This is a genomic window from Streptomyces sp. NPDC006207 (assembly GCF_040613835.1).
Classification (GTDB): domain Bacteria; phylum Actinomycetota; class Actinomycetes; order Streptomycetales; family Streptomycetaceae; genus Actinacidiphila.
The window spans coordinates 1-12,460 of sequence record NZ_JBEXSX010000070.1; the positions used below are offsets into that span (position 1 = coordinate 1).

At 73.9% G+C, this 12,460-nt stretch carries 10 protein-coding genes; 7 read left to right on the forward strand and 3 right to left on the reverse strand.

The window, feature by feature from the left end; translation table 11 throughout:
• The 4 genes from ABZ312_RS37435 to ABZ312_RS37450 form a co-directional block, all read left to right on the forward strand.
• Window positions 1–603, forward strand: a 603-nt coding sequence (locus tag ABZ312_RS37435; protein WP_500439651.1) for a C40 family peptidase, incomplete at its 5' end; no start/stop codon positions are given.
• A 147-nt stretch (window positions 604–750) separates the two neighbouring features.
• On the forward strand, window positions 751–1,806 hold the full coding sequence (locus ABZ312_RS37440; protein WP_500329911.1) for a C40 family peptidase: 1,056 nt from the start codon (window positions 751–753) through the stop codon (window positions 1,804–1,806).
• Window positions 1,807–1,837: 31 nt separating this feature from the next.
• Window positions 1,838–3,013, forward strand: coding sequence for a hypothetical protein (locus tag ABZ312_RS37445; RefSeq protein ID WP_500329910.1), 1,176 nt, complete (start codon window positions 1,838–1,840; stop codon window positions 3,011–3,013).
• Complete coding sequence (locus ABZ312_RS37450; RefSeq protein ID WP_500439652.1) at window positions 3,010–4,101, forward strand: M48 family metallopeptidase; 1,092 nt, start codon at window positions 3,010–3,012, stop codon at window positions 4,099–4,101. Before ABZ312_RS37445 ends, ABZ312_RS37450 begins: the two co-directional genes overlap by 4 nt.
• 290 nt (window positions 4,102–4,391) lie before the next feature.
• On the opposite strand, the gene ABZ312_RS37455 is transcribed toward ABZ312_RS37450, so the two are convergent.
• The gene (locus ABZ312_RS37455; RefSeq protein WP_500329907.1) at window positions 4,392–4,916 is read right to left on the reverse strand and encodes a PadR family transcriptional regulator; all 525 of its coding nucleotides are present in this window, start codon (window positions 4,914–4,916) and stop codon (window positions 4,392–4,394) included.
• 106 nt (window positions 4,917–5,022) lie between these two features.
• Between ABZ312_RS37455 and ABZ312_RS37460 the strand changes: the two genes are divergently transcribed.
• Window positions 5,023–6,423, forward strand: coding sequence for an MATE family efflux transporter (locus ABZ312_RS37460; protein ID WP_500329905.1), 1,401 nt, complete (start codon window positions 5,023–5,025; stop codon window positions 6,421–6,423).
• On the opposite strand, the gene ABZ312_RS37465 is transcribed toward ABZ312_RS37460, so the two are convergent.
• Window positions 6,305–7,555 carry a glycosyltransferase 87 family protein gene (locus ABZ312_RS37465; RefSeq protein ID WP_500329904.1) on the reverse strand — a complete coding sequence of 417 codons (1,251 nt, stop codon included), beginning with the start codon at window positions 7,553–7,555 and terminating at the stop codon, window positions 6,305–6,307. The two genes, ABZ312_RS37460 and ABZ312_RS37465, sit on opposite strands and share 119 nt — an antisense overlap.
• 133 nt (window positions 7,556–7,688) lie before the next feature.
• On the opposite strand from ABZ312_RS37465, the gene ABZ312_RS37470 reads away from it, so the two are divergent.
• Together ABZ312_RS37470 and ABZ312_RS37475 are read left to right on the forward strand one after the other, a co-directional pair.
• Entirely contained in the window at window positions 7,689–8,819 is a 1,131-nt protein-coding gene (locus ABZ312_RS37470) for a glycosyltransferase family 4 protein (RefSeq protein WP_500329902.1), read from the forward strand.
• A gap of 55 nt (window positions 8,820–8,874) precedes the next feature.
• On the forward strand, window positions 8,875–10,494 hold the full coding sequence (locus ABZ312_RS37475) for a GMC oxidoreductase (protein ID WP_500329901.1): 1,620 nt from the start codon (window positions 8,875–8,877) through the stop codon (window positions 10,492–10,494).
• A 76-nt stretch (window positions 10,495–10,570) separates the two neighbouring features.
• Here ABZ312_RS37475 and ABZ312_RS37480 read toward each other — a convergent pair whose 3' ends face one another.
• Window positions 10,571–12,367: an AMP-dependent synthetase/ligase gene (locus ABZ312_RS37480; protein WP_500359543.1), complete on the reverse strand. Its 1,797-nt coding sequence runs from the start codon at window positions 12,365–12,367 to the stop codon at window positions 10,571–10,573.
• Window positions 12,368–12,460: the final 93 nt, after the last annotated feature.

Consider the following 12,460-nt stretch of genomic DNA (forward strand, 5'->3'; position numbering starts at 1 on the left):
GAGGCGCTCCAGCAGATCGCGGAGAAGAAGCGCACCCTCAACCAGCAGAAGGCGGAGGCCGCGAGCAAGCTCAACGAGCTCGACGAGACCCGCACGGAACTGGGCAAGAAGAAGAAGGAAGTCCAGGCGAAGCTGGCCGAGGCGCAGAAGCTCCTCAACTCGCTGACCGCCGCCCAGCGTGCTTCCCTCACCGCCGCGGAGAACCGGGCCAACCGCTCCAACGAGCGCGTCGACCTGGGCAACGTTCCGCCGGCCTCCTCGCTCGCCGCGGCCGCCCTCTCGGCCGCGCAGAGCAAGATCGGTTCGCCGTACGTCTACGGCGCGACCGGCCCGAGCTCCTTCGACTGCTCCGGCCTCACCTCCTGGGCCTACGCCCAGGCCGGCGCCTCGATACCGCGCACCTCCCAGTCCCAGGCCAACGCGGGCACGCGCCTGTCGATGGGCCAGCTCGCGCCCGGCGACCTCGTCATCTTCTACGGCGACCAGCACCACGTGGCCCTGTACGCGGGCAACGGCATGGTCCTGCACGCGCCGCGCACCGGTACGGTCGTGCGCTACGAGTCCATCAACAACATGCCGTTCCAGTTCGGCGTCCGGATCTGACCGGAAGCGCCGACGCCCGTTGAACCTATCGGGTGATCTCGTACGGTGACGGTCCGGCGGTGACCTGCGCAAGCGGAGTCCCGCCCGGCCGCCCGGCGGTACCCGGTCTTTGAACTCCCCGTGTCCGGCTGACTACTGTCAGCCGACGTGCCATCTCATCGACGCATCCCGCAGCCCGGCCGGGCCCCGCGTACCTCCAGGGCCACGGTCCTGACGGCGGCGGCCACCGCCGCCGCCGCGATGGCGGGCGCGGCCGGCACCGCGCAGACGGCCGCCGCCGACCCGGCGGACACCCCCGTCGATGTCGCTGCCCGCATCGACCACCTCTACACCCAGGCCGAACGGGCCACCGAGCAGTTCAACGCCGCCCGTGAGAACACCCAGCGGCTCCGGCGCGAGGTGGAGGTGCTCCAGGACCGGGCCGCGCGCGGCCAGGAGCGGGTCAACCGGCTCCGCGACGACCTCGGCACGCTCGCCGGGGCCCAGTACCGCGGCGGGGGAGTGGACCCCACCCTCGCCCTGCTGCTCTCTGCCGACCCCGCGACCTACCTCGACCGGGCCGCCACCCTCGACCGGATCAGCAGCCGTGGCGACGCGCGGCTGGGCGAACTCCGCTCCGCCCAGCGGTTCCTGGACCAGGAACGCTCCCGGGCCACCGAACGCCTCGACGAACTCGAGCGGGCCCGCACCAGCCTCACGGCCCGCAAGAAGGCCGTGCAGCGCAAGCTGATGGCGGCCGCCCGCCTGGTCAACTCCCTCTCCCCGGAGGACCGGGCCCGGCTCGCCCGCCGCCTGGAGGCCCGTGCCTCCCGTTCCGGCCGGATGGTCGACATCCCCGACCTCGGCCCCCTGTCCGTACGCGCCGCGACGGCCGTCGCCGCCGCGCGCTCCGCCGTCGGCTCCCCCTACGTCTGGGGTGCCACCGGCCCCGGCTCCTTCGACTGCTCCGGCCTGATGGTCTGGGCGTACCGCCAGGCCGGCGTGGGCCTGCCCCGCACCTCCCAGGCCCAGCTGCACGCCGGGCGTCACGTGCCGCTCGGCCAGGCCCGCCCCGGCGACCTGGTCATCTACCGCGGCGACGCCAGTCACGTCGCCATGTACGTCGGTGACGGCCAGGTCATCCACGCCCCGTACCCCGGCGCCCGGGTCCGCTACGACCCCGTCGCCATGCTGCCGATCTCGGCGGTGACCCGGCCCACGTGACCGCCCCTGCCCAGACCGTACGATCGGCGGCGTGGCCCTCTTCCGCTCGCCGACCCGCGCCGTGGCCGCCGCGCTGTGCTGCGCGGCGGTGCTGCTCGCGGGCTGCGGACCCGCGGGCGACGGGACGGCGGAGCACGGGGGGCCCGGGGAACCGGTCGTAAGGCAGCTGCTGGAACGGCGGGCCGACGCGGTCCTGGGGCACGACGAGAAGGCGTACCTGGCCGATGTGACGCCCGCCCGGCACGCCGCCGAGCGCCAGGTCTTCCGCAACCTGGAGGAGCTCCCGCTCGTCTCCTGGTCGTACCGGCTGGTCTCCACCGAGGGCGCGGACCCGGTGACCGCCCGCGTCCAGCTGCGCTACCGCCTGGGGGGCTACGACAGCACCCCGGTCACCACCGACGAGTCCCTGCTGCTGCGCGCGGACGGCACCGGACGCTGGCGGGTGGCCGGCGACGGCGACCCGGGCGGCCTGCTGTGGGAACAGGGCCCGCTGCACGTCGTCCGCGGCAGCCACAGCCTCGTCCTCGGCACCGGCGACCGAACCGAACTGGCCGGGTACGCCACCGACGCGGACCGGGCCGTCCCGCAGGTGCGGCGGGCCTGGGGCGGACAGGGCTGGACCGGGCGGGTGGTGCTGGAAGTGCCGTCCTCGCTGCGGCGGATGGGGCAGCTCCTGGACGCCCCGGCGCAGACGTACGCGGGCGTCGCGGCCGTCACCACCGGGGAGGTCGGCGGCAGCGGGACCGCGCCCGCCGGACGCGTCATAGTCAACCCCGAGGCCTTCGCGGGGCTGTCGGCCTTCGGCCGCCAGGTCGTGCTCACCCACGAGACCACCCACGTCGCCACGCGCGCCGCGACGACCTCCCGCACCCCGCTGTGGCTCTCCGAGGGCTTCGCCGACTGGGTCGCCTACCGGGACTCCGGCCGTACGGCGGCGAGCCTGGCACCCGAGCTGCGCCGGGACGTCACGGCCTCGGGGCCGCCCGGTCACCTCCCCGCGGACGCCGACTTCGCGCCCGGTGCGCTCGCGCAGGCCCAGGCGTACGAGGGCGCCTGGCTGGCCTGCCGGCTCATCGCCGACACCTGGGGCGCCGACCGGCTGGTCGCGCTGTACCGTTCCGGTGCGGATCTGCGCGGCACGCTCGGCATCGACGGGGACGCCTTCACCGAGCGCTGGCGGGCCTACGTCAAGGGGGAGTTGGGATGAGCGCCACGGACGGGGACTTCACGCCGGAGGAGACCGCGCGCGGCAGGGCGCTGCGCCGCGCGCAACTGCCCTTCCTGCTCGGCGGCCGCCTCGCCGGGCTCGCGCTGCTGCTCGTGCTGGGGCTGACCCCCGCGGGCGCCGCCCTCACCGGGCTGTTCGGCGACGCCTGGGCCTCCCGCGTAGCGGCCGGCGGCCTGCTGCTGGTGCTGCTCCAGCAGGCGGTCACCCTGCCGTTCTCCGCCCGGGTCCGCGTCGTCCGGCGCCGCTACGGGCTCGTCACCCAGGGCTGGGGCGGCTGGGCCGTCGACGTCCTGCGCGGGCTGCTCGTCTCCGTACCGCTCGTGCTGGCCGCGCTGTACGGCTACTACGGCCTCGGCTGGGCCTGGGCCGCCCCGGGTGCCGTCTGCGCGGCCGTCGTGCTGTCCTGGCTCGCCCCGGTCGTGCTGGAACCGCTCTTCAACCGCTTCCGGCCGATGGAGGACGGGCCCCTGCGCGACGCGCTGCTGGCCCTGGCCGAGCGCGACGGGATCCCCGTGCGGGCGGTGCTCGTCGCCGACGCGTCCCGGCGGACGACCGCGCTCAACGCGTACGTCTCCGGCTTCGGCCGCACCCGGCGGATCGTCGCCTACGACACGCTGCTCGGCACGGCCCCGGCGGAGGAGGTCGAACTCGTCGTCGCCCACGAACTGGGCCACGTCAAGCACCGCGACGTACCGCGCGGCACGCTGCTCGGCGCCGTCGGCGCGGGGGCGGGGGTCTGCGTGCTCTCCGCGGTCATGGCCGCCTCCTCCTACGGCACCGGTGACCCCCGCGGGCTGTTCCTGCTGGCCGCGGTGGCCGCGGTGCTGTCGGCGTGCGCCGGGCCGTTCGGCTGCGCCCTGAGCCGGCGGATCGAACGGCGGGCGGACGTGCACGCGCTGGAACTGACCCGGGACGCCGAGCGCTTCATCGCCATGCAGCGACGCCTCACCGTCACCAACGTCTCCGACCCCGACCCCCCGCGCCTGCTGCACGTCCTCTTCGGCACGCACCCCACCCCCGTCCAGCGCATCGCCGCCGCCCGCGCGTTCGCCTCCGCCACGGGGTAGCGCCCGGCGCGGCGCAGGCGCTCCGCGCCGAACGCGCCACCCTCGCGCGCCCGGCGCGGTCTGCCCGGGAGGTGGGGTCCGGGCGAGGACTTCCGTGAGCCGTTCGCGTCCGCGTGGGCCGTGGCGCGGGGCACGTTCTGGCGGCGGGGGCCGTCCGCCTTCTCGGCGCGCACCGGTGGCAGGGAAGGACGCCGCCGCAGCTCGTCGTACGGGCCGCGGGCACCGTGCGCCTCCCCGGCGGGGCGCGCCTCGATGCCGGGGCCTCGTGCGCGTCCGCGGGCGGCCCGGGCTCAGGCGGTGAGGTCCGCGAGGGCCTCCGTGAGCCATTCGCGCTCCGCGTGGCCCGTGGCGCGGGCTACGCGGAGCATGCCCTGGCGGAAGGGGTCGTCCGCCTCCTCGGCGCGCACCGGCCTGCCGCGGTCGTAGAAGAAGCTGGAGGGGGTCTCCAGGAACTCCAGCCGGCGCCGCAGCACGGCCGCCTGGGCCGTCGCGTCGGGCAGGTGCCTCAGGAAGGCGAGCACGGCGAAGAAGCGGGTGGAGTCGGTGATCTCGATCGGCTTGGGGTCGCGGAGCCGGGCGAGCAGCCGCGCGCGCCCGGTGTCGGTGAGCGAGAGCACGCGGCGCGGTGCGGCGCCGACGCCCGGCTCGGTGTGCTCGCTGACCAGTCCTGCGGCGGTGAGGCGGTTGATGGCCGGGTAGAGCGCGCCGTCGCTGACCGGGCGGACGTGGCCGTTGAGTGCGGCGATGCGCTCCTTGAGCTCGTAGCCGTGCAGGGATTCCTTGAACAGGAAGCCCAGGATCGTCAGCTCCAGCACCGTTCGCCACCTTTCTCGATCATGCGTTCGCACTTGCCCGTGTGGTGCCATGATGATACCTCTAAACGTGGTATCTCGAATCGAGGTACCGGAGGGGAGGGGACCCATGACGCACCGCGCCCGGCTGGTCGCACTGGCCGGCCCGGTCTACCTGGAACTGCTCGCGGGTGTCGTCGCCGGGATCATCGACGTGCTGTGGGTGGCGCGGCTCGGCGGCGGGGGAGCGGCCGTCGCGGCTGTGGCGGTGGCCACGAACACCGAGAACGTGCTGCTCGGGGTGGTGCTGATGGCCGCGCAGGGGACGACGGTGCTGGTCTCGCGGGCCGCCGGGGCGCGGGACCCGGCGGCGGTCAGGGCGGCGGTGCGCGGCGGGTGGGCGCTGTGCGCGCTGCTGACCCCGGCCGTGGCCGTCGGAGGCTTCCTGTGCCGGGAGCCGCTGGCGGCGCTGCTGCTCGGTGCCCACGGCGACCCGGTGGCGGTCCGTCTCGCGGCCGGGTACTTCGCGGTCTCGCTCCCCGGCACCGCGGTGTTCTACGCACAGAACACCCTGGACGGGGTCTTCAAGGGGGGCGGCGACACCCGCACCCCGATGCGGCTCGCCCTGCTGGCGGGCGGGCTGATCCTGCTCCTCGACCCGTTCCTGATCCACGCCCTCGGGGTGCGGGGCGCGGCCGTCGCCACCGTCGCGGGCCGAACCGTGGCCCTCGCCGCGGGGCTGGCGCTGCTGCGCCGCAACCCCCTGGTGCGGCAGGCCGCGCAGGTGCCGCCCGCAGAACCGGTGGCGGCCGCGCTGCGCCGTACCGCCGTGACCGGGGCGCCGATGGCGGCGGACTTCCTGGTCCGGATGGCCGGCACGCTGACCCTGGTGGCGATCGTGGCCCGGCTGGGCGTCGCCCAGGTCGCGGCGTACGGGATCGCGACCAAGGCGATGTACGTGGCGACGATGGGCTTCTACGCCGTGCGCCAGGCGGCCTCGATCCACACCGCGTACCACCTGGGCGCCGGCCGCGACGAGCGGTACGCCATCGGGCGCCGGGCCCTGCTGCTCGGCGGTGGGCTCGGACTCCTCGCGGCGGTCGTCCTGCTGCCCGCCGCGCCGTGGGTCATGGCCGCCTTCGGCGCGGAGCCCGGCGTGGCGGCGGCCGGGACGGTCTTCCTGCGCACCCTCGGCCCGTACCTGGTGCTGCTGGGGTGCTTCATCGCGCTGGGCGGTGTCTTCCAGGGCGGCGGCGGGGCCACCCTGCTGGTCCGGGTGACGCTGGTGGGCACGGCGGTGCAGCTGCCGCTGGCCTACGCGCTGGCGGGCCCGGCCGGGCTGGGGCTCGTGGGCGTCGGCGTGGCGCTGGCCGTCGCGGCGGGCTTGCAGTGCCTGGCCGTGACGGTGGTCTTCACCAGGTCAGCAGCTTCTCGGCGTCCTGGCCGTGCTCGGGCTCAGGCGCGGCCTGCGCCCTGCGCGCCCTCTCCGGCAGGCCCGTCGAAGCCACCCACAGCCGGCGGCAGGCGATGACGGAGGCGGCGACCAGCAGGCCGTTGCGGAGCAGCAGCAGGGCGATGCCGAGGTCGGTGCTGCCGACGACGTCGGCGAAGCGCACCGGGAACTCGTACAGGGTGAGCACCGTCGCCGCCAGCACCAGCACCGCGGGCAGCGCCATCACGCTGGCCCGCAGCGTGAGGCAGACGGCCGCCAGGCCGATCAGCCAGATCATGTACTGGGGGCTGATCACGCGGCTGGTCGTGGTGAACAGCAGCACCGCGGTGAACGCGGCGTCGAAGGGCGTGCTCGGGCCGTACGTCCGGGTCCGCAGCCGCCACAGCAGCAGCCACGCGAAGGCCACCGCGGTCAGCCCGAGGGCGAGGTCGCTGACCAGGCCCACGTAGGGCCCGAGGAACTCCACCGAGCCGTAGTTGAGCAGGACCTGCCCCTGCCAGCCGTGGTGCCGGGCGATGTGGAAGACCAGGGAACCCAGGGACTCCACCTCGGTGCCCCGCTCGCCCTGGAAGCGCAGGAAGGCGAAGGCCCCCGGCATCCACAGCCAGAAGCCCAGGGCGAGGACGCCCGCCCCGGCCACGGCCGCCGTCCAGATCCGGCGGTCGCGAACCCCGGTGAGCAGCAGCACCGGCCAGACCTTGAGCATCGCGCCGAACGCGATCAGCGCGCCCGCGACCCTGGGGCGGCGCACCGTCGCCAGCAGCGCGGCCATGGCGACGGCGGTGACCATCACGTCGTAGCGCGCGTACGCGGTCGGCCCCAGCAGCGGCACGCCCAGCACCCACACGTAGGCGCCGGCCACCCGCCGTCCCTCGCCGCGCGAACCGCGCAGCAGCAGCGCGAAGGCGACGAGGTCGGCGGCGCAGGCGAGCCAGAAGAACGCGGTCGCGTAGTCGAGGAACGGCAGCATCGCGGGGGCGAGCACCGCGAGCGCGGCGGCGGGCGGGTACTGCCAGGTGACGTCGTGGTGGGGGAAGGTGCCGGTCCGCAGGACCTCGTACCAGCCGTGGTAGATCACCGAGACGTCGGTGGTCACGTCCAGCGGGGACAGGGTGAGCACCTTGAAGACGTAGAGCAGCAGCACGACCCGGGTGGCCGCCCAGGCGAGGACCGGCCCGACCGGGAGCCGCTTGCCGCTGTCGCCTGCCATGTCCACCTCGTCGAATCGGTTCTGCTGTGATGATGCACGATGCCGGTCTCACCCGTGGACAGGCTGTGGAGCTTAGACGCGCGAGGGGCCGCGGTCGGTTGCCGCGGACCGCACCGGATACCCTCGGCGACGTATGGACAAGACCTTGATCGTCACCAACGACTTCCCGCCACGCCCCGGTGGCATCCAGGCGTTCGTGCACAGCATGGCGCTGCGCCTCGATCCCGGCCGGGTGGTGGTGTACGCGTCGACCTGGCGGGACGGCTCCGAGGTCGCCGCGTTCGACGCCGAGCAGCCCTTCCCGGTCGTACGTGATCGTACGACGATGTTGCTGCCGACCCCGAGGGTGACCCGGCGCGCCGCCGCGCTCCTGCGCGAGCACGGCTGCACCTCGGTGTGGTTCGGGGCCGCGGCCCCGCTCGGGCTGATGGCGCCCGCGCTGCGGAAGGCCGGGGCCCGCCGGCTGGTGGCGACGACCCACGGGCACGAGGCGGGGTGGGCGCAGTTGCCCGCGAGCCGCGGGCTGCTGCGGCGGATCGGCGAGGGCACCGACACGATCACCTACCTGGGCGAGTACACCCGGTCCCGGATCGCCCGGGCACTGACGCCGCAGGCCGCCGGGCGCATGGTGCAACTGCCGCCGGGCGTGGACGAGAAGACCTTCCACCCGGCCTCCGGCGGCGAGGCGGTGCGCGCCCGGCTGGGGCTCACCGACCGGCCGGTGGTCGTCTGCGTCTCCCGCCTGGTGCCGCGCAAGGGCCAGGACACCCTCATCGAGGCGATGCCGACGATCCTGGCCGCCCAGCCCGACGCCGTCCTGCTCGTCGTGGGCGGCGGCCCGTACGCGGACGACCTGAAGCGGCTCGCCGAGCGGACCGGGGTGGCGGAGTCGGTGCGGTTCACCGGGGCCGTGCCGTGGCAGGAGCTGCCCGCGCACTTCGGCGCCGGTGACGTCTTCGCCATGCCGTGCCGCACGCGCCGGGGCGGGCTGGACGTCGAGGGGCTCGGCATCGTCTACCTGGAGGCCTCGGCCACCGGCCTGCCGGTCGTCGCGGGCGACTCCGGCGGGGCGCCGGACGCGGTGCTGGACGGCGAGACCGGCTGGGTGGTGCGCGGCGGGGAGCCCGCGGAGGCAGCCGAGCGGATCCTGGTGCTGCTGGGCGACGCGGAACTGCGGCGCCGGATGGGCGAGCGCGGGCGCAAGTGGGTCGAGGACGCCTGGCGGTGGGATCTGCTCGCCGAGCGGCTCAAGGCCCTCTTGTAAAAGACCATGAGCGCACGGTATGGGCGGAATCCGCCGTTCCGCCCATGATGCGCCCATGACAGCAAACCTGACGCGTCGTCAGATTCTGGGCATCGCCGCCCTGCAGACGGCATCCGTGATGGGTCTCACCCGCATCGGGCTCTCCCCGGCCGCCGCGGCGGACCGGGAGCCCGCCGGCTACGCGCCGGCCGTCGTCGTCGGCTCCGGCTACGGAGGCGCGGTCGCGGCGTTACGCCTGGCCGAGGCGGGCGTGAGCACCCTCGTACTGGAGATGGGGCGGGCGTGGGACACGCCGGCCCCCGACGGCAAGGTCTTCTGCAACACCGCCTCGCCGGACCGGCGCTCCATGTGGTTCCGCACCCGCACCGCGGCGCCCCTGGCCACCTTCCTCTGGCTCGACGTGGTCAACAAGGACATCACCCCGTACCCCGGCGTCCTGGACCGCGTCGACCACCCCGGCATGTCCGTCTACGTCGGCCGCGGCGTCGGCGGCGGCTCCCTCGTCAACGGCGGCATGGCCGTCACACCGGACCGCGCCTACTTCCGGGAGGTCCTCCCGCAGGTCGACGCGGACGCCATGTACGGCACGTGGTTCCCGCTGGCCAACCGCATGCTCGGCGTCAACACCGTCGCGCCCGACTGGTTCGAGGGCACCGAGTGGTACCAGTTCACCCGCGTCTCCCGCGCCCAGGCCGCCCGGGCCGGGCTCGCCACCACCTTCGTGCCCAACGTCTACGACTTCGACTACATGCAGCGCGAGGCCGCGGGCACCGCCACCAAGTCGGCCCTGGCCCAGGAGGTCATCTACGGCAACAACTTCGGCAAGCGCAGCCTCGACCGGACCTACCTCGCCGCCGCGCTCGGCACCGGCAACGTCACCATCGAGACGCTCAGCCACGTGAAGGCGGTCCGCCGCGACCCCGACGGCACCTACGTGCTCACGGTGGCGCAGACCGACCTCACCGGCGCCGTCGTCGCCACCCGCGAGGTCGGCTGCCGCGCCCTGTTCCTCGCCGCGGGCAGCCTCGGCACCACCGAACTGCTGCTGCGCGCCCGGGAGACGGGCGCCCTGCCCGACCTCAGCGCCGCCGTCGGCAAGGGCTGGGCGGGCAACGGCAACATCATGCTCGGCCGCGCCAACCACCTGTGGAACCCCACCGGCGCCCACCAGTCGACCATCCCCGTGATGGGCATCAACGACTGGAACAACGCCGCCAACCCGGTGTTCGCCGAGATCGCCCCGCTCCCCATCGGCCTGGAGACGTGGATCAGCCTCTACCTCGCGATCACCAAGAACCCCGAGCGGGGCACCTTCGTCTACGACCCGGCCACCGACGCGGCCGTGCTGAACTGGACCCGCTCCCAGAACCAGCCCTCGGTCGCCGCCGCGAAGACCCTCTTCGACCGCGTCAACCGGGCCAACGCCACCATCTACCGCTACGACCTGTTCGGCGGCAACCGGGTCTTCGCCGACGACTTCTGCTACCACCCGCTCGGCGGCTGCGTCCTCGGCAGCGCCACCGACGCCTACGGCCGCGCGGACGGCTACGACGGCCTGTACGTCGTCGACGGCTCGCTCGTCCCCGGCTCCATCGGGGTCAACCCGTTCGTCACCATCACCGCCCTGGCCGAGCGCACCATGGCCAGGGTCCTGGCCCGGGACGGCATCACCTAGGAACGCCGGTGGCCGCCGTACGCCCGAGGGGTACGGCGGCCACCGTCGACGTGGGTGAGGGCCCGTCAGCGCGGGCTCACCTGCCGTAGATCGCGGCGATCTCGTCCGCGAAGTCCCGCAGCACCACGTTGCGCTTCAGCTTCAGCGAGGGCGTCACGTGACCGGACTCCTCGGTGAACTGCGTCGCCAGGACACGGAACTTCTTGACCGCCTCCGCCTTGGACACCGCGGCGTTGCCGTCGTCGATCGCCGACTGCACCTCGGCCAGCAGCTCCGCGTCCTCACGCAGCTCCGCGACGCTGCGGCCGGACTTGCCGTGCTGCTGGGCCCAGCGGGGCAGGAACTCCTCGTCCAGGGTGACCAGCGCGCCGATGAAGGGCTTGCCGTCGCCGACCACCATGCACTCGGCGACCAGCGCGTGGGCCCGGATGCGGTCCTCGATCACGGCCGGGGCGACGTTCTTGCCGCCCGCGGTGACGATGATCTCCTTCTTGCGGCCGGTGATGGTGATGTAGCCGTCCTCGTCCAGCGTCCCGACGTCGCCGGTGTGGAACCAGCCGTCGGTGACGGCCTCGGTGGTGGCCGCCTCGTTGTTCCAGTAGCCCGCGAACAGGTGCTCGCCGTGGAGCATGACCTCGCCGTCGTCGGCGATGCGGACCGTGGAGCCCGGCAGCGGCTGGCCGACGGTGCCGATCTTGGTGCGGTCCCAGGGGTTGAAGGCGGTGGCCGCACAGGACTCGGTCAGGCCGTAGCCCTCCAGCACCGTGAAGCCGATGCCGCGGTAGAAGTGGCCCAGCCGCTCGCCCAGCGGGGCCCCGCCGGAGATCGAGTACTCGGCGCGGCCGCCGAGCACGGCGCGCAGCTTGCTGTAGACCAGCCGGTCGAAGACCTTGTGCTTGAACTTCAGGCCGAGCGAGGGACCGCCGGCCGAGTCCAGCGCGCGGCTGTACTCGATCGCCACGTCGGTGGCCTTGTCGAAGACCTTCCCCTTGCCGCCGGCCTGCGCCTGGGCGCGCGCGGAGTTGTAGACCTTCTCGAAGACCCGCGGCACGCCCAGCAGCAGCGTCGGGCGGAAGGCGGCCAGTTCGCCGGTGAGGTTCTTGGTGTCGCTGACGTGCCCGAGCTTGATCGGCGCCATGATCGCGGCCACCTCGACCAGCCGTCCGAAGACGTGCGCGAGCGGCAGGAAGAGCAGGATCGAGGAGTCCCCGGTGCGGAAGAGCGGCTTCAGGCGCTCCACGACGTTGCCGCACTCGGCGAAGAACGCGCGGTGCGTGAGCACGCAGCCCTTGGGGCGCCCGGTCGTGCCCGAGGTGTACACGATGGTGGCGGGGGAGTCGGCCTTGGCCCAGGCGCTGCGCTCGTCCACGGTCGCCTCGGCGACGTCCGTGCCGGCCGCGCCGAGGGTCTCCACCGCGCCCGCCTCGATCCGCCACACGTGCTTCAGCTGCGGCAGGCGGTCGCGCACCGACTCCACGGACTTCTCGTGGGCCTCGGTCTCCACCACGGCCGCGACGGCGCCGGAGTCGCCGAGGATCCACTCGATCTGCTCGGCGGAGGAGGTCTCGTAGACCGGGACGGTGACCGCGCCCGCGCTCCAGATGGCGAAGTCGAACAGCGTCCACTCGTAGCGGGTGCGGGAGATCAGGGCCACCCGGTCGCCGGGCTGCACGCCCGAGGCGATCAGGCCCTTGGCGGCGGCGCGCACCTCGGCGAGGAAGGTGGTCGAGGTGACGTCGGCCCAGTCACCGGTCACGGTCTTCCGGGCGATGACGGCAACGTCCGGGTGCTGAGCGGCGTTGCGGCGGATGAGATCCGTCAGATTGCCGTCCGCGGGGACCTCGTAGAGAGCCGGAAGGCTGAACTCGCGCAAAACTGCTGCTCCTCATCGGCGCCGGCGGCGGTGCTGGCTGCGTCCACTGCATGGTTGAGCGTGGAACGGACGGCCTGGACGTTACCCACCGGT

Bases quoted from the DNA above. Each gene is read 5' to 3' on its own strand.
- ABZ312_RS37450 (WP_500439652.1), top strand. From the start codon at position 3,010: ATGAGCGCCACGGACGGGGACTTCACGCCGGAGGAGACCGCGCGCGGC.
- ABZ312_RS37460 (WP_500329905.1), top strand. From the start codon at position 5,023: ATGACGCACCGCGCCCGGCTGGTCGCACTGGCCGGCCCGGTCTACCTG.
- ABZ312_RS37465 (WP_500329904.1), bottom strand. From the start codon at position 7,555: ATGGCAGGCGACAGCGGCAAGCGGCTCCCGGTCGGGCCGGTCCTCGCC.
- ABZ312_RS37470 (WP_500329902.1), top strand. From the start codon at position 7,689: ATGGACAAGACCTTGATCGTCACCAACGACTTCCCGCCACGCCCCGGT.
- ABZ312_RS37475 (WP_500329901.1), top strand. From the start codon at position 8,875: ATGACAGCAAACCTGACGCGTCGTCAGATTCTGGGCATCGCCGCCCTG.